The organism is Thermodesulfobacteriota bacterium (assembly GCA_040758155.1).
Taxonomy (GTDB): Bacteria; Desulfobacterota; Deferrimicrobia; order Deferrimicrobiales; family Deferrimicrobiaceae; genus UBA2219.
The window spans coordinates 1-17,779 of the sequence record JBFLWB010000141.1 but is presented as its reverse complement, the minus strand read 5'-3'; the positions used below and the strand labels follow the sequence as shown (position 1 = coordinate 17,779).

At 66.0% G+C, this 17,779-nt stretch carries 18 protein-coding genes; all 18 read right to left on the bottom strand.

The features are described 5' to 3' along the window. The coding region (locus AB1346_09720; protein ID MEW6720716.1) for an NADH-quinone oxidoreductase subunit M at nt 1-1,055 on the bottom strand (1,055 nt) is incomplete at its 3' end. Next, nucleotides 1,052-3,109, bottom strand: a complete 2,058-nt coding sequence (gene nuoL, locus AB1346_09715; protein MEW6720715.1) for an NADH-quinone oxidoreductase subunit L — start codon at nt 3,107-3,109, stop codon at nt 1,052-1,054. The genes AB1346_09720 and nuoL (AB1346_09715), both read right to left, overlap by 4 nt. Continuing rightward, nucleotides 3,103-3,405, bottom strand: coding sequence for an NADH-quinone oxidoreductase subunit NuoK (nuoK, locus tag AB1346_09710; protein ID MEW6720714.1), 303 nt, complete (start codon nt 3,403-3,405; stop codon nt 3,103-3,105). The genes nuoL (AB1346_09715) and nuoK (AB1346_09710) overlap by 7 nt, the downstream gene beginning before the upstream one ends. 14 nt (nt 3,406-3,419) lie before the next feature. Beyond that, complete coding sequence (locus tag AB1346_09705; protein ID MEW6720713.1) at nt 3,420-3,908, bottom strand: NADH-quinone oxidoreductase subunit J; 489 nt, start codon at nt 3,906-3,908, stop codon at nt 3,420-3,422. A gap of 7 nt (nt 3,909-3,915) precedes the next feature. Continuing rightward, the gene (locus AB1346_09700) at nt 3,916-4,401 is read right to left on the bottom strand and encodes an NADH-quinone oxidoreductase subunit I (GenBank protein ID MEW6720712.1); all 486 of its coding nucleotides are present in this window, start codon (nt 4,399-4,401) and stop codon (nt 3,916-3,918) included. A gap of 20 nt (nt 4,402-4,421) precedes the next feature. Then, nucleotides 4,422-5,522, bottom strand: coding sequence for an NADH-quinone oxidoreductase subunit NuoH (nuoH, locus tag AB1346_09695; GenBank protein ID MEW6720711.1), 1,101 nt, complete (start codon nt 5,520-5,522; stop codon nt 4,422-4,424). Beyond that, nucleotides 5,519-7,102: a 2Fe-2S iron-sulfur cluster-binding protein gene (locus AB1346_09690; protein ID MEW6720710.1), complete on the bottom strand. Its 1,584-nt coding sequence runs from the start codon at nt 7,100-7,102 to the stop codon at nt 5,519-5,521. Before AB1346_09690 ends, nuoH begins: the two co-directional genes overlap by 4 nt. After that, the gene (gene nuoF, locus AB1346_09685) at nt 7,090-8,361 is read right to left on the bottom strand and encodes an NADH-quinone oxidoreductase subunit NuoF (protein MEW6720709.1); all 1,272 of its coding nucleotides are present in this window, start codon (nt 8,359-8,361) and stop codon (nt 7,090-7,092) included. The genes AB1346_09690 and nuoF overlap by 13 nt, the downstream gene beginning before the upstream one ends. Beyond that, complete coding sequence (nuoE, locus tag AB1346_09680; protein MEW6720708.1) at nt 8,358-8,840, bottom strand: NADH-quinone oxidoreductase subunit NuoE; 483 nt, start codon at nt 8,838-8,840, stop codon at nt 8,358-8,360. The genes nuoF and nuoE overlap by 4 nt, the downstream gene beginning before the upstream one ends. Beyond that, nucleotides 8,837-10,024, bottom strand: coding sequence for an NADH dehydrogenase (quinone) subunit D (gene nuoD / locus AB1346_09675; GenBank protein ID MEW6720707.1), 1,188 nt, complete (start codon nt 10,022-10,024; stop codon nt 8,837-8,839). The genes nuoE and nuoD overlap by 4 nt, the downstream gene beginning before the upstream one ends. Continuing rightward, nucleotides 10,024-10,500, bottom strand: coding sequence for an NADH-quinone oxidoreductase subunit C (locus tag AB1346_09670; protein ID MEW6720706.1), 477 nt, complete (start codon nt 10,498-10,500; stop codon nt 10,024-10,026). The genes nuoD and AB1346_09670 overlap by 1 nt, the downstream gene beginning before the upstream one ends. Before the next feature lie 10 nt (nt 10,501-10,510). Then, nucleotides 10,511-11,005 carry an NADH-quinone oxidoreductase subunit NuoB gene (nuoB, locus tag AB1346_09665; GenBank protein ID MEW6720705.1) on the bottom strand — a complete coding sequence of 165 codons (495 nt, stop codon included), beginning with the start codon at nt 11,003-11,005 and terminating at the stop codon, nt 10,511-10,513. Further along, nucleotides 11,002-11,385 (bottom strand): NADH-quinone oxidoreductase subunit A, encoded by a 384-nt coding sequence (gene ndhC, locus AB1346_09660; GenBank protein ID MEW6720704.1) that lies wholly within the window; start codon nt 11,383-11,385, stop codon nt 11,002-11,004. Before ndhC ends, nuoB begins: the two co-directional genes overlap by 4 nt. 58 nt (nt 11,386-11,443) lie before the next feature. Beyond that, the gene (locus AB1346_09655) at nt 11,444-12,925 is read right to left on the bottom strand and encodes an NADH-quinone oxidoreductase subunit N (GenBank protein MEW6720703.1); all 1,482 of its coding nucleotides are present in this window, start codon (nt 12,923-12,925) and stop codon (nt 11,444-11,446) included. Between the two features lie 164 nt (nt 12,926-13,089). Continuing rightward, the gene (locus AB1346_09650) at nt 13,090-14,586 is read right to left on the bottom strand and encodes an NADH-quinone oxidoreductase subunit M (protein ID MEW6720702.1); all 1,497 of its coding nucleotides are present in this window, start codon (nt 14,584-14,586) and stop codon (nt 13,090-13,092) included. Nucleotides 14,587-14,637: 51 nt separating this feature from the next. Then, entirely contained in the window at nt 14,638-16,773 is a 2,136-nt protein-coding gene (nuoL, locus tag AB1346_09645) for an NADH-quinone oxidoreductase subunit L (GenBank protein MEW6720701.1), read from the bottom strand. 4 nt (nt 16,774-16,777) lie between these two features. Next, the gene (gene nuoK / locus AB1346_09640; protein ID MEW6720700.1) at nt 16,778-17,083 is read right to left on the bottom strand and encodes an NADH-quinone oxidoreductase subunit NuoK; all 306 of its coding nucleotides are present in this window, start codon (nt 17,081-17,083) and stop codon (nt 16,778-16,780) included. Next, the gene (locus AB1346_09635; GenBank protein ID MEW6720699.1) at nt 17,083-17,619 is read right to left on the bottom strand and encodes an NADH-quinone oxidoreductase subunit J; all 537 of its coding nucleotides are present in this window, start codon (nt 17,617-17,619) and stop codon (nt 17,083-17,085) included. Before AB1346_09635 ends, nuoK (AB1346_09640) begins: the two co-directional genes overlap by 1 nt. Nucleotides 17,620-17,779 lie beyond the last annotated feature (160 nt).

Genomic DNA, 17,779 nt, shown 5'->3' with positions numbered 1-17,779 from the left:
GCCCCGGTCGAGATCCCGTGGTTGATCATCTGGAGGATCCCGCCCTCGATCCCCTGCAGGTTGAATGCGAACAGGCCGAGCATGACGAATCCAAGGTGGGAGACGGAGGAGTACGCCACCAGCTTCTTGACGTCCTTCTGCACCATCGACACGAGGGCGCCGTAGACGATCCCGATCACCGCCAGGGCGGCGATCGGCCGGGCGAACTCGGCCGCCGCCGCAGGGAACAGCGCCACGGAGAAGCGCAGGAAACCGTAGGTCCCCATCTTCAGGAGGATCGCCGCCAGGATGACCGAGCCCGCCGTGGGCGCCTCGACGTGCGCGTCGGGAAGCCACGTGTGGAACGGGAACATCGGCACCTTGAAGGCGAACGCGAGGAAGAAGGCCCCGAAGAGCCAGAGCTGGAGATGCGGCGGGATCGCCACGTCGTACAGCTTCAAAAGGTCGGTCGTGTAGAAGCCCGCGACCTCGTGGTGGTGGAAATAGAGCGCAAGGATCGCGACCAGCATGAGGACGGAGCCGACGAACGTGTAGAGGAAGAACTTGATCGCGGCGTAGATCCGGCGCTCGCCGCCCCACACCCCGATGAGGAAGTACATCGGGATGAGGACCAGCTCCCAGAACACGTAGAAAAGGAACAGGTCGACGGCGACGAACACCCCCACCATCGCGGTCTCCAGGACGAGCATGAAGACCATGAACTCCTTGACGTGCCGCTCGATCGCGGTCCAGGCGGACAGGATGGCGATCGGGGTGATGAAGGTGGTGAGCATCAGCAGCCACAGGGAGATGCCGTCCACCCCGACGATGTACCCGATCCCGTACCTGGGGATCCAGGGGACGCTTTCGGAGAGCTGCATCGCCGCCGTTCCCGGCTCGAACCGGGCGACCGCCAGCAGCGAAATCAGGAACTCCGCCAGGGAGACCAGGAGGGCGAAGCTCCGGATCGGCCCTTCCTCTTCCCGCGGGAGGAAGAGGAGCGCCGCGCCCCCCGCCAGCGGCAGGAAGACGAGGACGGACAGCAGGTGGCCGTCGAGGATCCAGAGGCCCGTCATCGCCCGGCGCTCCGGTAGAGGATGTAGCCGACGAGGAGGACCGCGCCCGCAAGCAGCGAGAGGGCGTATCCTCCCACGATCCCGGCCTGGAGGCGCCGGACCCGCCCGCCCGCGTCCCGGACCAGGTTCCCGAGGCCGTTCACGATCCCGTCGATGAAGTGCGCGTCGAACGCGCTCCACAGCCACTCGGCCCCGGCCACGACCCTCCGCACCACCGCCCACTCGTAGATCTCGTCTACGTAATACTTGTTCCGGACCGCGTCGTAGAGGACGGGCCACCGCCGCGCGATCTCGGCGGGCTTTTCGGGGCGGGCCCGGTAGAGGCGGTACGCGAGCGCGATGCCGCCGAGGGCGATCCCGACGGACAGCGCCATGAGGCCGATCTCGAGGGCCGCCGAATGGTGGGCGGCCTCCCCCGCGCCGTGGGCCGCCGCCGGTGCGCCCCCGTGGAACACGGGAGCCAGCCAATGCTCGAAGAGGTTGGGAACCCCGACGGCGCCTCCGAGGACCGCCGGGATCCCGATCCAGCCGCCGGTCACGGAAAGCAGCGCCAGGATCATGAGGGGAACGGTCATGGACGGGGGGGACTCATGAACGTGCTTCTCCACCTTGGGGTCCATCCGCGAATCGCCGTAGAAGGCGAGGAAGACCAGCCGGAACATGTAGAACGCCGTGATCCCCGCCGCGGCCGCCGCCACGGCCCAGAGCGCGGCCCCTCCCATGGGCGACGAGAACGACTGCCACAGGATCTCGTCCTTCGAGAAGAATCCGGAAAGGCCGGGGATCCCCGCGATGGCGAGGGTGGCGACGAGCATGGTGAGGAAGGTGACCGGGATGCGCCCCTTGAGTCCTCCCATCCTCCGCAGGTCCTGTTCGCCGGAGAGGGCGTGGATCACCGATCCGGAGCCCAGGAACAGGAGCGCCTTGAAGAAGGCGTGCGTCGTCAGGTGGAAGATCCCCGCGGTGAAGGCGCCGACGCCGCAGGCGAGGAACATGTACCCGAGCTGCGACACCGTGGAGTACGCCAGCACCCGCTTGATGTCGGTCTGGCAGATCCCGATGGTCGCGGAGAAGATCGCCGTGGCGGCCCCGACGACGGCCACGACCATGAGCGTGTCGGGGGCCAGCAGGAAGAGGGCGCTCGAGCGGGCGATCATGTACACTCCGGCGGTCACCATCGTCGCGGCGTGGATGAGGGCCGAGACCGGCGTGGGGCCCTCCATCGCGTCGGGGAGCCACACGTACAGGGGGATCTGCGCGGACTTGCCGGTCGCGCCGAGGAACATGAGCAGCGTGATCGCCGTGGCCAGCCCCGCCGTCAGCGTCCCGTCGGCGGAAAGCGCCGGCGCGCGGGAGAACACGTCCCCGTAGGTGAGCGAGCCGAAGGTCCAGAAGATCAGGAACATGGCCAGGAGGAAACCGAAGTCGCCGATGCGGTTCACCACGAACGCCTTCTTGCCCGCGTCGGCGGCGCTCTGCTTCTCGTACCAGAAGCCGATGAGGAGGTAGGAGCACAGCCCCACGCCCTCCCAGCCGACGAACATGAGCAGGAAGTTGTCCGCAAGGACCAGCAGGAGCATGGCGAACATGAACAGGTTCAGGTACACGAAATACCGGGCGAAGGCGCGCTCGTGCGACATGTACCCCACGGAGTAGACGTGGATCAGGAACCCGACGCCGGTGACCACCAGGATCATCACCGAGGAGAGCGGGTCGAGCTGGAAGGCCACGGGCGCCCGGAACGCCCCCGCCTCGATCCACGGGAAGAGCTCCTGGACGAACAGCCGCTCCCCCGAGGGGCGCGCCGCGAGCGAAAGCACGCACAGGACGGCCGTCACGAAGGAGGCGCCGACCACTCCGGGGGCGAGGAGCGCCACCGCTCTCCGGTAGGCGGGAGCCGGCGGAGGGTGCTCCCCGTGCGGATGCGCCGCGCGCTCCCCCTCCGAAAGCAGGATCGGCCGCTCGGCGAACAGCGCCAGCGCGCCGTTCAGCGCCACTCCGAGCAGCGGGAGCGCCGGGACCAGCCAGAGATATCCGAGGGCGCCGCTCACCATTTGAGGACCTTCAGCTCCGTGATGTCGACCGTCTCCCGGAGGCGGAACAGGGCGATCAGCAGCGCCAGCCCCACCGCCGCCTCGGCGGCCGCCACGGTGATGACCATGAACGCGAAGACCCCTCCGGTGGCGTCCCCCAGGTACGACCCGACGGCGACGAACGTCAGGTTCACCCCGTTGAGCATCACCTCTACGCTCATGAGGATGATGAGCACGTTCTTCCGGGTGACCACCCCGACGACTCCGATGCCGAACAGGATCGCGGAGAGGAGCAGATATGCCGACGGCTCGATCATCCAGGCGTCCCCCGTCAGATTTTCTTCTTCGCCAAGGCGACCGCACCGATCACGGCGGCCAGGAGCAGGACCGACGTGAGCTCGAACGCCAGGAGGTAATCCGTGAACAGCGCCCGCCCCACGGCCTCCACCGTCCCGCCCCCGGCGTCGTGATCCTTCGGCATCGCGAACCGCCCGGCGATCAGGGCGCCCTCCAGGAGGAGGAGCGCCGCCGCGGAAAGCCCGACGACGCGCAGCGCCGTGGCGCGCTCCACCGGGAGCCGGTCCTCGGGGACGTTGGTCAGCATGATGACGAAGACGAACAGGACGATGACCGCCCCGGCGTAGACGATCACCTGGATCGCCGCGAGGAAGTGGGCCTGCCGCAGCACGAACAGCGCCGCCACGGAGACCAGCGCCAGGATCAGGTAGAGCGCCGAGGCCAGCGGGTGCCTGCGGGTCACCACCATGATCGAAGCGCCGACCGCCATCGCCCCGAACAGGATGAAGAGAAACGTTTCCATCGCTCCCCTACTTCTCCAGAAGGGTGTCGATCGTGAAGATGAGCTTCTCGCGCGTGCCGTCCGGAGGGGTGAACCACCCGGTGTCCATCCGGATCGCGTCCATCGGGCACGCCTCCACGCACAGGCCGCAGAAGACGCACCGAAGCATGTCGATGTCGAACCGCACCGGGTATTTCTCCACCGTCGGGTCGGGCGACTCCCCCGCCACGATCGTGATGCATTTCGCCGGGCAGGCGGTGGGGCAGCAGAAGCACGCCACGCACCGGGGATCGCCGTTCGCCCGCTTCATGAGACGGTGCCTGCCCCGGAACCGCGGGGGCATCGTCCGGCGGACCTCGGGATACTCGATCGTCCGGATCCGCTCCTGGCGGAAGATGTTGCGGAGGAGATGCCACACCGTGAGGCAGAGCCCCTTCGCGATCTCCAGGAGATACACGGCCTCCGGAACGGACATCTTCCGCGGCCGCGCCACCTTTTTTACGCCGATCGCCATGTCGTCTCCGGCCTGCCCCTCTACCTGCCGTCCAGCAACAGCAGAACCAGCCCCGTCGCGAAGATGTTGGCGATGCAAAGCGGCAGCATCACCTTCCACCCCAGCCGCATCACCTGGTCGTACCGGAACCGCGGGATCGTCCAGCGGACCCAGACGTAGAGCCAGGTGAAGAAGAGCGTTTTCAGGAAGATCGACCCGGTCCGCAGCGCCAGGACCACGATCTCCGGCAGCCCCACCGAAAAGCCGCCCGGGAAGAGGAACCCCGTGTCGAGCAGGTACGGCACCTGCCAGCCGCCGAAGAACAGCGTCGACACGATGACCGCGCCGACCACCATGTGGAGGTATTCCCCCATCATGAACATGGAGAACTTGAATGAGCCGTACTCCGTGTGGTACCCGCCCACCAGCTCCGATTCCCCTTCCGGCAGGTCGAAGGGGGTGCGGTTCGCCTCGGCGAACTGGGCCGTCAGGAACAGGATGAATCCCACCGGCTGGACGACGACCCCCCACTTCGGGATCAGGCCGAACAACAGCTCCCCCTGCCCCAGCACGATCCGGGAAAGCCGCAGCGACTCGAACACCATGAAGATCCCGACGAGCGACAGCCCCATGGAAAGCTCGTAGGACATCATCTGGGCGGCGGAGCGCAGCCCCCCCAGGAGAGGGTACTTGCTGCCGCTGGCCCACCCGCCGAGGACCACGCCGTAGACGGTCATCCCCGAGACGGCGAAGACGTAAAGGATCCCCATGTTCAGGTCCGCGATCTGCAGCATGACCCTCCGCCCGAAGATCGTGATGTCCGGCCCGAAGGGGATCACGGCGATGGACAGGATGACCGGCGCGAGGACGAACATGGGCGCGATCTGGTAGAAGAGGCGGTGCGCGTTGTCCGGGACGAAGTCCTCCTTGAAGAGGAACTTGATCGCGTCGGCCAGCGGGTGGAACATCCCCCAGGCGCGGATCCCCAGGATGGAGGCCCGGTTCGGGCCGCGGCGGTCCTGGATGTAGGCCGCCCCCTTGCGCTCCACCCAGGTGAACACCACGACCAGCCCCATGCAGAAAGAGAAGACCACCACGATCCGGATGAGCACGACCAGCAGGTCGAAGACGGGGCCCGTCATGGGTTGGCCTCCTGCCCCGCCGCGCCGATGGACTCGTAGCTCATCCCTGCGAAGGGCGGCTCGCGCCGCGACATCTCCAGGAACACCGCCCGCTCGTCCCGCCAGGACCATTCGGCCCCGAGCCGTTTCGCCAGGTCGACCAGGATCCCGATCGCTTCCCTGGCCTTCCCCCGCGGCGGAAATCCCGCGTGGAACCGCTGCACCCGCCCGTCGCAGTTGGTGAAGGTCCCCCCGCGCTCGGCGAAGGAGGCCTGCGGCATGACCGCGTGCGCGGCCCGCGACACCGGCCCGTTGTTGGTGCCCACCTGGGCGACGAAGGGGACTTTGGACAGCAGCCGCCGGACCTCCTCCTCCGGCAGGGCGCCCAAGACGTTCCCGAACAGCAGGAGAGTGCGGATGCCTCCCCCGGCGATCCTCCCGAGCAGGGCGTCGAAGGCCTCCCCGTCGGGGATCCCGAGGAGCCTCGCGCCACGGCTGTTGGGGTTCTTGTCCGCGCGGATCAGGAAATCGTCTTCGAGGCCGTCCCCCGGCGCGCGGTCGGTGAAGGCCAGGTTCCCGGTCCCGAGCAGCTCCCAGGCGATCCTGCGGACGAGATAAAGCTCCTCGTTGGAGGACTGCGGGGAGGCGATCACCGCCACGGAATCCTTTCCGTGCCTGTTGGCCGCATGCGACAGCGCGTGGGCGGCCTGCGGGATCACCGCGCCCCACGGAACGGTTTTCTCCGACCCGTCCTCCCGGAGGAACGGGACCAGCAGGCGGTCCTCGTTCGCCTTTTTATACTCGAGGCGGCCGAAATCGCACATCCAGGCCCGGTTGACCGCGTCGTTCACCCGCGGCTTGCTGCGGTACAGGACGCGATCCTTCTCCTTGAAATGCAGATGCACGTTGCATCCGCGGGAACAGCCGGTGCAGATCGAGTCGGCCCCCTTCAGGTACCACACGCGGCACTTGAACCGGAAATCCGCGTTCGTCAGGGCGCCCACGGGGCAGATGTCGGCGAGGTTCCCGGTGTAATTGTTGCCGAGCGGCCGCCCGGGGAAGACGGAGATCTCGGAATGGTCGCCGCGCCGGAAGAACTGGAGCTCCCGGGTGCCGGTCACCTCGTCGAGGAACCGCACGCATCGGGAACAGAGGATGCAGCGCTCCGCGTCGAGGACGATCTGCCCCCCGATGCGCTGCACCTTCTTCTTGTGGATCTTGTCCCGGAGCGGCTGGCGGCTCTTGTGGAGCCCGTAGACCATGTAGTAGTCCTGCAGTCCGCACTCCCCCGCCTGGTCGCAGATGGGGCAGTCGATCGGGTGATGAAGGAGGATGAACTCGAGGACGCCCGTGACCGCCTTGCGCACCTTCTCCGTGTCGGTGCGCACGACCATCCCCTCCGTGACCGCCGTGGAGCAGGCGGTCTGCAGCTTGGGCAGCTTCTCCACCTCCACCAGGCACATCCGGCAGTTCCCGGCGACGGAGAGGTGCGGATGGAAGCAGTAGTGCGGGATGTGGATCCCCGCCTGCTTCGCGGCGTTGAGGATCGTCGTCCCCTCGGGGACGCTCACCGCCGTCCCGTTGATCGTCAGGGTCGGCATTTCCCCTCCGCGATGTGCCGGTCGAATTCCCCGCGGAACTTCCCGATGAACGACTGGGCGGGCATGGCCGCCGCGTCCGCCAGGGCGCAGATGGTGCGGCCGGACATGTTGTCGCACACGTCGAGGATCAGCTCGACGTCGCCCGGCTTCCCCTCCCCCGCCTCGATCCGCCCCACGATCCGCGCGAGCCAGCCGGTCCCCTCCCGGCACGGCGAGCACTGGCCGCACGACTCGTGCGCGTAGAAGTTCATCAAGACCGAGAGGGCGCGCACCATGCAGGTCCCTTCCGGGATGACGATGACGCCGCAGGTGCCCGCCATCGTGCCCTTCGCCGCCATCGACTCGATGTCGAGCGTCACGTCGATCTCGTCCGCGCGCAGCACCGGCGTGGAGGAGCCGCCCGGGATGACGGCCTTCAGCGCCTTCCCGTCGCGCAGCCCCCCGGCGACGTCGTAGACGACGCTGCGCAGGTTCGCGTTGGCCGGCAGCTCGTAGATGCCGGGGCGCACCACCGGTCCGCTGACCCCGACCAGCCGCGTCCCGCCGTTCTTCTCGCATCCGAGGGCGGCGAAGCGCTCCCCACCGTTCCGGAGGATCCATGGAACATTGGCCAGCGTCTCCACGTTGTTGACGAGCGTCGGGCGCCCGAACGCGCCCACCGCCGCGGGGAACGGGGGCTTGAGCCGCGGCCACCCGCGCTTCCCCTCGAGGGAATTGATCGTCGAGGTCTCCTCTCCGCAGATGTACGCCCCGGCGCCCCGGTGCAGGACGACCTCGAGGTCGAATCCCGACCCGAGGAGGTCCTTGCCCAGGAAGCCGGCGGCGCGCGCCTCCGAAAGCGCCTCCTCGAGAATCCGCGCCTCGCGGGCGTACTCGCCGCGGATATAGATCCAGGCCTCGTGGATCTGCAGGGCGAAGCAGGTGATGGCGATCCCCTCCACCAGGAGGTGGGGGCCCCGGGAGAGGATCAGCCGGTCCTTGAAGGTGCCCGGCTCCCCCTCGTCGGCGTTGACGACCAGCACGCGGGGGCGGGAAAGGTCCTTCGGGAGAAAGCCCCACTTGACGCCCGCGGGGAAGCCGGCCCCGCCGCGCCCGCGGAGGTTGGCCTTCTTCACCTCGTCGACGATCGCCTCCCGGGGCATCGCGACCGCCTTCCGCAGCCCCTCGTACCCCGCCTTGCCGAGGTACCCTTCGAGCCGCCGGAACCCCTCGTCGGCGAAATGCGTCGTGAGGACCGTCTCCATGCGCCTTCCGCTCACTCTCCCGCCCGGAGCCGTTCGATCAGCGCGTCGATCGATTCCGGGGTGAGGTTCTCGTGGTATTCGTCGTTGACCATCATTACGGGGGCCGTCCCGCAGGAGCCGAGGCACTCCGCCATCGACAGGGTGAACATCCCGTCGGGCGTCGTCTCCCCCGGCCGGATCCCCAGCTTCCCCGACACGTGCGCGATGATGTGCTCCGCCCCCATCAGCGAGCAGGAGAGGTTCCGGCAGACCTGGAGGTGGTATCGGCCGACCGGCCCGCGGTTGTACATCGTGTAGAAGGTCGCGATCCCTTCCACGTCCGCCGGGGAGGTGCCCGCCAGCTCCGCAAGGAAGGGGATCGCCTCGTCCGGGACGTACCCCTTCTCCCGCTGCACGACGTGAAGCGCCGGCAGGATCGCGGCCGCCCGGTTCGGGTAGCCCGCGAACAGACGATCCAGCTCGGCCCGCGCGGCCTCCGTCAGCGAAAAGCTCACCGGTCCAGCTCCCCCGCGACGATGTTCACGCTTCCCAGCACGGCGATCATGTCCGCGATCATGTGCCCCTTCACCAGGCGCGGCATCGCCTGGAACAGCGGGAAGCAGGGGGGCCGGACCTTGATCTTCCAGGGGCCGCCGCCTCCCTTGCTGACGATGTAGAACCCCAGCTCGCCGTTGGCCGCCTCGGTCGCGGAGTAGACCTCCCCCGCCGGAACCCGGATCCCCTCCATGATGATCTTGAAGTGGTTCATCAAGGCCTCGATGTTCTCGTACACCTGCTCCTTCGGGGGGAGGAGGAAGCGCGGATCCTCCGCGTTGACGGGCCCGCCGGGCATCCCCGCCACCGCCTGCTCGACGATCCGGATCGACTGCCGCATCTCCTCCATCCGCACCATGTACCGGTCGCACGTGTCTCCTGCCTCGCCCACCGGAACGTCGAAGTCGAACCGGTCGTACACCAGGTACGGATGGTCCTTCCGCAGGTCGAGCGGAACCCCCGCCGCGCGGAGGCACGGGCCGGTGAAACCCATCGCGATCGCGTCCTTCGGGCTGATGGCCCCGATCCCCAGGGTGCGATCGATGAAGATCCGGTTCCGGGTGAGCAGCCGGTTCACGTCGGCGATCCCCTCCGGGATCACGCCGCGGCAGACCGCCAGCACGCGGTCGGTCCAGCCCTCCGGGACGTCGGCCGCCGCCCCGCCGATGCGGGTATAGCTCGTCGTCAGGCGCGCGCCGCACAGCTCCTCGAGGACCTTGTACACCTCCTCGCGGCACTTCCAGAAGTACCAGAAGTTCGTCAGAGCCCCGATGTCGACCATGTTCGTGCCGATGCAGACCATGTGGTCGATGATCCGGGAGAGCTCGGAGACGATGACGCGGATGTATTGGCACCGCTCCGGCACCTCGATCCCGCACAGCTTCTCCACCGCCATCACGTATCCGACGTTGTTCATCAGGGCGGAGCAGTAGTTCAGCCGGTCGGTGTAGGGGACGATCTGCGTCCAGGTGGCGGCTTCCGATTCCTTCTCGAAGCCGCGGTGGAGGTAGCCGAACTCGGGCTCGACGTCGAGGATCGTCTCGCCGTCCAGGACCGTGCGGAGACGGAGCGTGGTGTGCGTCGCCGGGTGGGACGGGCCGATGTTGATGATCATCGGCTCGGACTGCAGGTCCAGCTTCTCCACTATTCCTCCGGCCCGATCGTCGGCTGGCGCCTGTCTTTCGGATAGTCCTTCCGGAGCGGGTGTCCCTGGAACCCCTCGTACATCAGGATCCGCTTGAGGTTGGGGTGGCCACGGAAGACGATCCCGTACATGTCGAACGCCTCGCGCTCGTACCAGTCGATCCCGGGCCACACGGACACCGCGGTGTCGATCGTCGGGTCGTCCTCCGGGAGCCGGACCTTGATCCGCACCCGGTGCTTCTTCTCCAGGGAATACAGGTGGTACACGACCTCGAACCGGGGCTCCTCGCCGAGGTGGTCGACGCCGGTGAGGTCCATCGCGAAGTCGAACAAAGCTTCCGGGTCGTCCCGCAGGAACGCGAGGATCTCCACGATCCGGCCGGGCCGAACCGACGCCGTGTCGTCGCCGAAATCCGAGTGGGTCGCGACGATCTCCGGGCCGAAGGCCCCGGTCAGCCTGTCGAGCACCCGGCTCACCGCGCGCTTCTCACTTGATCGGCCACCTTTCCGAGGCCCGGGGGGCGCCGGTCTCGATGATCTTCTGGATCTGCACCACCGCGTCGATGATCCCTTCGGGGTTCGGCGGGCAGCCGGGGATGTAGACATCCACGGGCATGACCTTGTCGATCCCCTGGAGGACCGTGTAGTTGTTGTAGAAGCCGCCCGACGAGGCGCACGCCCCCATCGAGATCACCCACTTCGGCTCGAGCATCTGGTCGTAGATGCGCCGCAGGACCGGCGCCATCTTGTAGTTGACCGTCCCCGCGACGAGAAGGACGTCCGCCTGCCGCGGCGAGAACCGGACTACCTCCGCGCCGAACCGGGAGATGTCGTAGTGCGTCCCGAGGGCGCCCATCACCTCGATCCCGCAGCAGGCGGTGGCGAAGGTGAGCGGAAACAGGGAGTACTTTCTCCCCCACGCCACCAGCGCATCGAGGGTGGACAGCAGGTAGCCGGGGGATCCGTCCTTCTCGTGTTTCACTGCCACTCCAGAGCGCCTTTTTTCCAGACGTAGAACAGCCCTACGAGCAGGATCCCCGCGAACACGGCCATCTCGATGAATCCCAATATCCCCATCGACCGGAACAGGATCGCCCAGGGGTACAGAAAGGTCGCCTCCAGGTCGAAAATGATGAAGACAAGGGCGACCAGGTAGAACTTCACGGAAACCCGAACCGTGGCGGGGGCCAGCGGATCGACGCCGCATTCGTAAACGTCGTATTTTATCTTGTTGTAGACGCGAGGGCCAGTTTTTTTGGAAAGGACAAGCAAACCGGCCGCGGTTAAAACAGCGATGATCAGAAGAATGAGTACGGGAAAATACGGGTGCGCAAAGTTCGTGGTTTCGAGAAACCCCGACATAAGACCCGCCTTATGTGGCTTGGATTATCGCTGGGTTCGCTTCACCTCCCTCGCTGAATCAGAAAACCAGCATCCGAAGCGAATTGGAAGCGATCCTTGCGACCGGCTCCCAGTATACCCCAAGAATCAGCGTGGGTGCCACAAGAAGGACCACCAGGGCGCGGGGTACCGCCGGAACGGCGATCGCGGAGACGGTCTTGGGCTCGTCGAGGAACATCGAGCGGACGATCCGGGCGTAATAGTACAGGCCGACGACGCTGTTCAGCGCGGCGACGACGACCAGCCAGTAGAGCTCCCGGTTGATGACTTCCGCGAAAAGGTACAGCTTCCCGATGAAGCCGGAAAACGGCGGGATGCCGGTCAGCGCGAACAGGAACACCGCCATCGAGACCGCGACGAAGGGGGCGCGGCTGCCGAGCCCCGCGAAATCCGAGATGTCCTCCCCGTCGGTCGCGTTGCCGACCAGCAGGACGACGTAGAAGGCGCCGAGGTTCATGAACAGGTAGACCACGAGGTAGAAGAGGACGGCCTGGATCCCGGCGGGAGTCAGCAGGACGAACCCCATGAGCATATAGCCGGCGTGGGCGATCGACGAATAGGCCAGGAGCCGCTTGACGTTGTCCTGCTTCACGGCCACCAGGTTCCCGACGGTCATGGTGACCGCGGAAAGGACGGCAAACAGAAACGTCCAGTCGATCGAGGGAGCCGCAAGCTGCCACTCGGGTTCCACGGGGTGCGGCATGGCGAACACCGTGTAGAAGAAGCGGACCAGGACCGCGAACCCGGCGGCCTTGGGGGCGACGGAGAAGAAGGCGGTCGCGGGAGTGGGGGCCCCTTCGTACACGTCGGGGCACCACATGTGGAACGGGACGGCTGCGATCTTGTAGCCGAAGCCCACCGCCACCATGACGCAGGCGAGGAGCATGGGAAGCGTGACCGTATTGGCGGCGACCACGCGGCCGATCTCCCCGATGTGGGTGGAGCCGGCCATGCCGAAGAGCAGCGAGAAGCCGTAGATCATGATTCCGGAGGCGGTGGCGCCGAACACGACGTACTTCATCGCCGCCTCGGTGGAGCGCACTTTCCCCTTGTCGTAGCCCGCCATCATGTACGACGGAATGGAGACGAGCTCCAGAGCGAGGTAGATCATCACGATATCGGTCGACGACGACAGCAGGAACATGCCGAGCAGCGAGGTCATGAGCAGGACGTAGAACTCCACCCGGGTGGTCCCCGCCATCTCCCTGCTGTCGAGCGTCATGAAGATGACCACGACGGTCGCCAGCGCCGTCACGACCTTGAAGAAGACGGCGAAGCTGTCGTACGCGACCATCCCCTCGAACATCGACGCCCCCTTCCCCACGGGAACGATCCCTGCGAGGAGGATCGCGGCGCCGCAGCCGACGAGGGAGAGGTATGCGAACGCGTTGGACCTCGGGTCTTTCGAGGCCACCCGCAGGACGATCAGCAGGAGGATCGTCGCCGTGACGGCGAACTCCGGAAGGAAGTACTGTATGCTGGCCAGATTGCCCAGGAACATCAGTGGCCCCTTTCACAAATATGGCGTAGCACCGAGAGCGTCGATGCGCCGCGCCGGCAAGGCGTGCGACTGAGGCGTACTGGCAAGTACGGCGCAAGGAGCGCAACGAAGCAGGAGCGGATGCAGCGGCGCTCGAATGCAGCCGTATTTGTGAAAGTGGCCACTTAGATCACCGCCTTCACGAGATCGACCAGCCGGACCAGCGAAACGCTCATGAGGTTCACCACGGTCATCGGCCACACGCCGACGAACAGGACCAGGAGGGCCAGCGGGGTGAGGCAGAACATCTCTCTCTTGTTGATCTCTTCAAGGGCCGTGTACTTCGGGTTCAGCGGCCCGAGGAACACCCTCTGGAGCGCCCAGAGGTGGAACGCGGCCACGAAGACGATGCCGATGGCGGAGATGATGACCAGCGTCCGGAAGCTCGGGAAGGAGCCGAGGAACACCATCTGCTCCGCGATGAATCCCGAAAGACCGGGCAGGCCCAGCGAAGCGAAGAACGCGAAGGCGATGTAGCCGGTGTAGATGGGGACGACCGCGCCCAGGCCGCCGAACCCGTCGATCTGGCGGTGGTGCGCCCGGTCGTAGACGACGCCGACCAGGAAGAACAACATGGCGGTGATCAGGCCGTGGGAGAACATCTGCATCGCCGCGCCGACCATGCCCAGCGGCGTCAGCGCCGCCATGCCCAGGAGGCAGAAGCCCATGTGGCTGACGGAGGAGTAGGCGACCAGTTTCTTCAGGTCGGACTGCGCCATGGCGCACAGGGCGCCGTAGATGATGTTGATGACGCCCAGGATCGCCATCGGGACGGCGAAGTACACCGTGACGTCGGGGAAGATCGGGAAGGAGATCCGCATCATGCCGTACGTCCCCATCTTCAGCAGCACGCCCGCCAGGATGACCGAGATGGCGGTCGGCGCCTCGACGTGGGCGTCGGGAAGCCAGGTGTGGAACGGGAAGAGCGGGACCTTGATCGCGAAGCCGATGAACAGGCCGAGGAACAGCAGGACGCGGACATCGAAGCCCTTCAGCCACTCGTTGTGCACGTTCTGCGACATGTAGTGGAGCAGGTTGAAGGTGTGCCTGCCGGTCGCGGGGTCCGTGGTGTTGAAGTACAGGGCCAGCATGACGATGAGCATCAGCACGGAGCCGGCCAGGGTGTACAGGAAGAACTTGATGGCCGCGTATTCCTTCCGGGGGCCGCCCCACACGCCGATGAGGAAGTACATCGGGAGGAGCATGATTTCCCAGAACACGTAGAAGAGGAAGAAGTCGAGGGCGATGAAGGTCCCCATCATGCCGGTCTCGAGCAGGAGGAACAGCGCCATGTAGCCCCGGATCTTCTTCTCGATCCCGAAGGAGCCGATGACCGCGAGGAACGACAGAAGGGCCGTCAGGAGGATCATGGGAACCGAGATCCCGTCGGCGCCGACGAAGTACTCGACGTTGATGCTGGGGATCCAGGTGTATTTCTCGACGAACTGGAAGGAGTCCGCCGTGTTGACGCCCGGCAGGCTCCGGTCGTAGATGGAGAACAGGCGGACCGCGAGGAGCAGGGGCAGGAACGTCGCGACCGCGGCGATCCCCTTGATCACCTCGTCCTTCCCCTTGGGCACGCAGAGGATCAGCACCGCCCCCAGGAGAGGCAGGAACGTCATGTACGTCAGGATGTGACTATCAAAGTAACCCACGAAGGACCACCTCCGTTCTTATAAAGCTCTCAGCAGGAAAATGACGAGCGCGCCGCCGGCCAGGATGAACACGTAGTGGTACAGCTTGCCTGTCTGGATCCGGCGAAGAATCGAACCGCTACCGATCGTGACATCGGCAACCCCGTTCACGGCGCCGTCGATCACGCCGTTGTCGAACTTGCCTACGAGGAAGGATAAAAAGACGCCGAGCTGCGCGGTAAGGTTCACCAGGCCGTCGACCACGTTGTTGTCGAACCAGGCGCAGCCCCGCGAGAATGCCTTGGAGCCGTTGATGACGGTGGCCTCGTACAGCTCGTCGAAGTACCACTTGTTGAGCGAGAAGTTATAGAGCCCCTGGAACCTCTCGGCCGTGGCCTTGGGGTCCACCCAGCCGAACATGTAGATCCCGAAGGCGAGGAGGATGCCGAGGGCGCCGACGGCCACCGAGGAGTACATGGCGTACGTATGCGCCGTGTGCGCGAGATGCTCGTCGTGAGCGGCGTCGTGCGCTTCCGCGTGCGCCGGGGCCGCATGCTCCACGGAGGCCGGGGCGGCATGCTCCGCCGGGGCCGGGGCGGGAGGCGCCGCTTCCTGCGCCGCAGGGGCGGCCGCAGGGGGAGCCGCCTCGTGGGCGGCGGGAGCCGCGGGCTCCGGGGCGTGCGCCGCGGAAACGGCGGCGACGCTGGCAACGGTCTTCGGCTTCACGACCAGCTTCCCGAACCAGGGTTCGAACCAGATGGAGAAGGACAGCACCGCCAGAATGATCAGCGGGATCGTCATGTTCGGCGGAGACTCGTGCGCGTGGTCGTACTTGTGGTGGTCCCTGGGGGTCCCGAAGAAAGTCAGGATCACCATGCGGAACATGTAGAATGCGGTCATCCCGGCCGTCAGCAGCGTGATGAAGAACAGGGGGTAGTGCTGGGGGTTCCTCATCCCGAACTCGAGGGCCGCCGCCAGGATCATGTCCTTGGAGTAGAAGCCCGAGAACAGGGGTACGCCGGCGATCGCAAGGGTGGCGATGAGGAAGGTGTAGAAGGTGATCGGCATCTTCTTGCGCAGGCCGCCCATCTCCTGGATGTCCTGGCTGTGTACGGCGTGGATCACCGAGCCGGAGCCGAGGAACAGGCACGCCTTGAAGGCCGCGTGGGTCGTGAGGTGCGCCAGCCCCGCCGTGTAGCCGCCGACCCCCAGCCCAAGGACCATGAAGCCGAGCTGGGAGCAGGTCGAGTAGGCGAGCACTTTCTTGATGTCGTTCTGCGTCAGGGCGATCGTGGCGGAGATGAACAGCGTGATGAGCCCGAAGTACGCGATGACGAGGAATGCGTCCGGGGTGAACATCGGGAAGACCCGGCCGACGAGGTAGACGCCGGCCGCGACCATCGTGGCGGCGTGGATCAACGCGGAGACCGGCGTGGGGCCTTCCATGGCGTCGGGGAGCCAGACATGCAGGGGGAACTGCGCGGACTTGCCGATGGCGCCGCAGAAGATCCCGATTCCCGCGAAGGTCAGGAGGGAGCCGGACAGCTTCCCGGCGCCGATGGCCTCGAACACCTGGTCGAAACCGAGGACCCCGCAGGTCGCGAAGACGATCATGATCCCGACGAGGAAGCCGTAGTCGCCCACCCGGTTGACGACGAACGCCTTTTTCCCCGCATCGGAGGCCGACTTCTTCTCGAACCAGAACCCGATCAGCAGGTAGGAGGAGAGGCCGACCAGTTCCCAGAAGACGAACATGAAGAAGAAGCTCTCGGCGAGGACCAGCCCGAGCATCGAGAACGAGAAGATCGACAGGTACGCGAAGAACCGGTTGTACCGGGGATCTCCGTGCATGTACCCGACGGAGTACAGGTGCACCAGCGTCGAGACCAGGGTGACCACCACGAGCATGATCGCGGTGACGTTGTCCACCAGGATGCCGACGTTGAGCGAGAAACGGTCGGTGATGGACAGCCAGGGGTAGACGACGTGGTACCGGAAGTTCGGGTCGAACGCCTGGAGAACCTCGATGAGAATGCCGATGGCCATGACCAGGGCCGTTGCGATGGTGGCCAGCGAGACCCAGTCGCCCTTCCGGGGCAGCCGCTTGCCGAAGAAGATGTTGATGAGGAAGGAGGCCAGCGGCAGGAACGGGATGATGTATGCGTATCGGATCAACGGTCTACCCTTTCAGCCGGTCGGCGGTGTCCACTTCCACCGATCCCGTATTCGCGTACAGCCGCAGGAAGATGGCCAATGCGACGGCGGACTCCGCGGCCGCCAGGACGATGACGAAGACCGCGAAGATCTGCCCCCCCATCACGCCGGAAAAGTAGTGCGCGAAGGCCACGAAGTTGATGTTCGCGGCGTTCAGAATGAGCTCGACGCCCATGAGGACCGCCACCCCGTTGCTGCGGGTCATCACGATGTAGAGGCCGCAGCAGAAAAGCGCCGCGCTGACGATGAGGAACGCCTGGAGCGTCATCATTATTTCGCGTCCTCCTGGTCCTCGGCCGGCCGGGAAGGCCGGGAAATCATGGCCGCCCCGATGAGCGCCGCGAGGAGAAGCACGGAAGCGACCTCGAAGGGGAGCAGGTACTGCGTCATCACGAGCTCCCCGATGCCGGCGGTCGTGGGAAGATACTGGCCCGGCCTCACCTTGAACGGCGTCGTCACGGCGGTCAGCGCAAGAATCCCGAAGATGCACAGGCAGATCACCGCGGCGGGAAGGCGGAAGCGGGACGGGTTGCTGATGCTCGCGGTGTGGATCCGATTCGACAGGAAGACCGCGAACAGCATGAGCATCATGATGCCGCCGACGTAGACCAGCATCTGCGTGGCGGCGAGGAAGTCGGCGGAGAGGAAGAGGTAGATCCCCGCCACGCCGATCAGCGCGAACAGGAGCGCGACGGCCGTATGGATGATGTTCGGAAGGATGCAGACCAGGACGGCCGCCCCGACCGTGAGCGCCGCCACGCCGAGAAACAGGATGTCCGACGGAAAGTTGATGCCGCTCAGGCTCATTTCTTCTCCCCCCCGGCGGGGTCCGCCGGCGCGGCCGGCGGTTTGGCGGCGGCTTCCGCCGCTTTCGCCGCAGCCGCCTTCGCCAGCTCCTCGGCATGACGGGCGATGCGCGCCTTGATCGTCTCCAGGTCGTCCAGGACGAACTCGACGATGCACTCCT

Excerpts from the sequence above, each read along its gene's own strand:
- nuoL (MEW6720715.1), bottom strand. The coding sequence starts at position 3,109 with ATGGTGAGCGGCGCCCTCGGATATCTCTGGCTGGTCCCGGCGCTCCCG.
- nuoK (MEW6720714.1), bottom strand. The coding sequence starts at position 3,405 with ATGATCGAGCCGTCGGCATATCTGCTCCTCTCCGCGATCCTGTTCGGC.
- AB1346_09705 (MEW6720713.1), bottom strand. The coding sequence starts at position 3,908 with ATGGAAACGTTTCTCTTCATCCTGTTCGGGGCGATGGCGGTCGGCGCT.
- AB1346_09700 (MEW6720712.1), bottom strand. The coding sequence starts at position 4,401 with ATGGCGATCGGCGTAAAAAAGGTGGCGCGGCCGCGGAAGATGTCCGTT.
- nuoH (MEW6720711.1), bottom strand. The coding sequence starts at position 5,522 with ATGACGGGCCCCGTCTTCGACCTGCTGGTCGTGCTCATCCGGATCGTG.
- AB1346_09690 (MEW6720710.1), bottom strand. The coding sequence starts at position 7,102 with ATGCCGACCCTGACGATCAACGGGACGGCGGTGAGCGTCCCCGAGGGG.
- ndhC (MEW6720704.1), bottom strand. The coding sequence starts at position 11,385 with ATGTCGGGGTTTCTCGAAACCACGAACTTTGCGCACCCGTATTTTCCC.
- AB1346_09655 (MEW6720703.1), bottom strand. The coding sequence starts at position 12,925 with ATGTTCCTGGGCAATCTGGCCAGCATACAGTACTTCCTTCCGGAGTTC.
- AB1346_09650 (MEW6720702.1), bottom strand. The coding sequence starts at position 14,586 with ATGACGTTCCTGCCTCTCCTGGGGGCGGTGCTGATCCTCTGCGTGCCC.
- nuoK (MEW6720700.1), bottom strand. The coding sequence starts at position 17,083 with ATGATGACGCTCCAGGCGTTCCTCATCGTCAGCGCGGCGCTTTTCTGC.
- AB1346_09635 (MEW6720699.1), bottom strand. The coding sequence starts at position 17,619 with ATGAGCCTGAGCGGCATCAACTTTCCGTCGGACATCCTGTTTCTCGGC.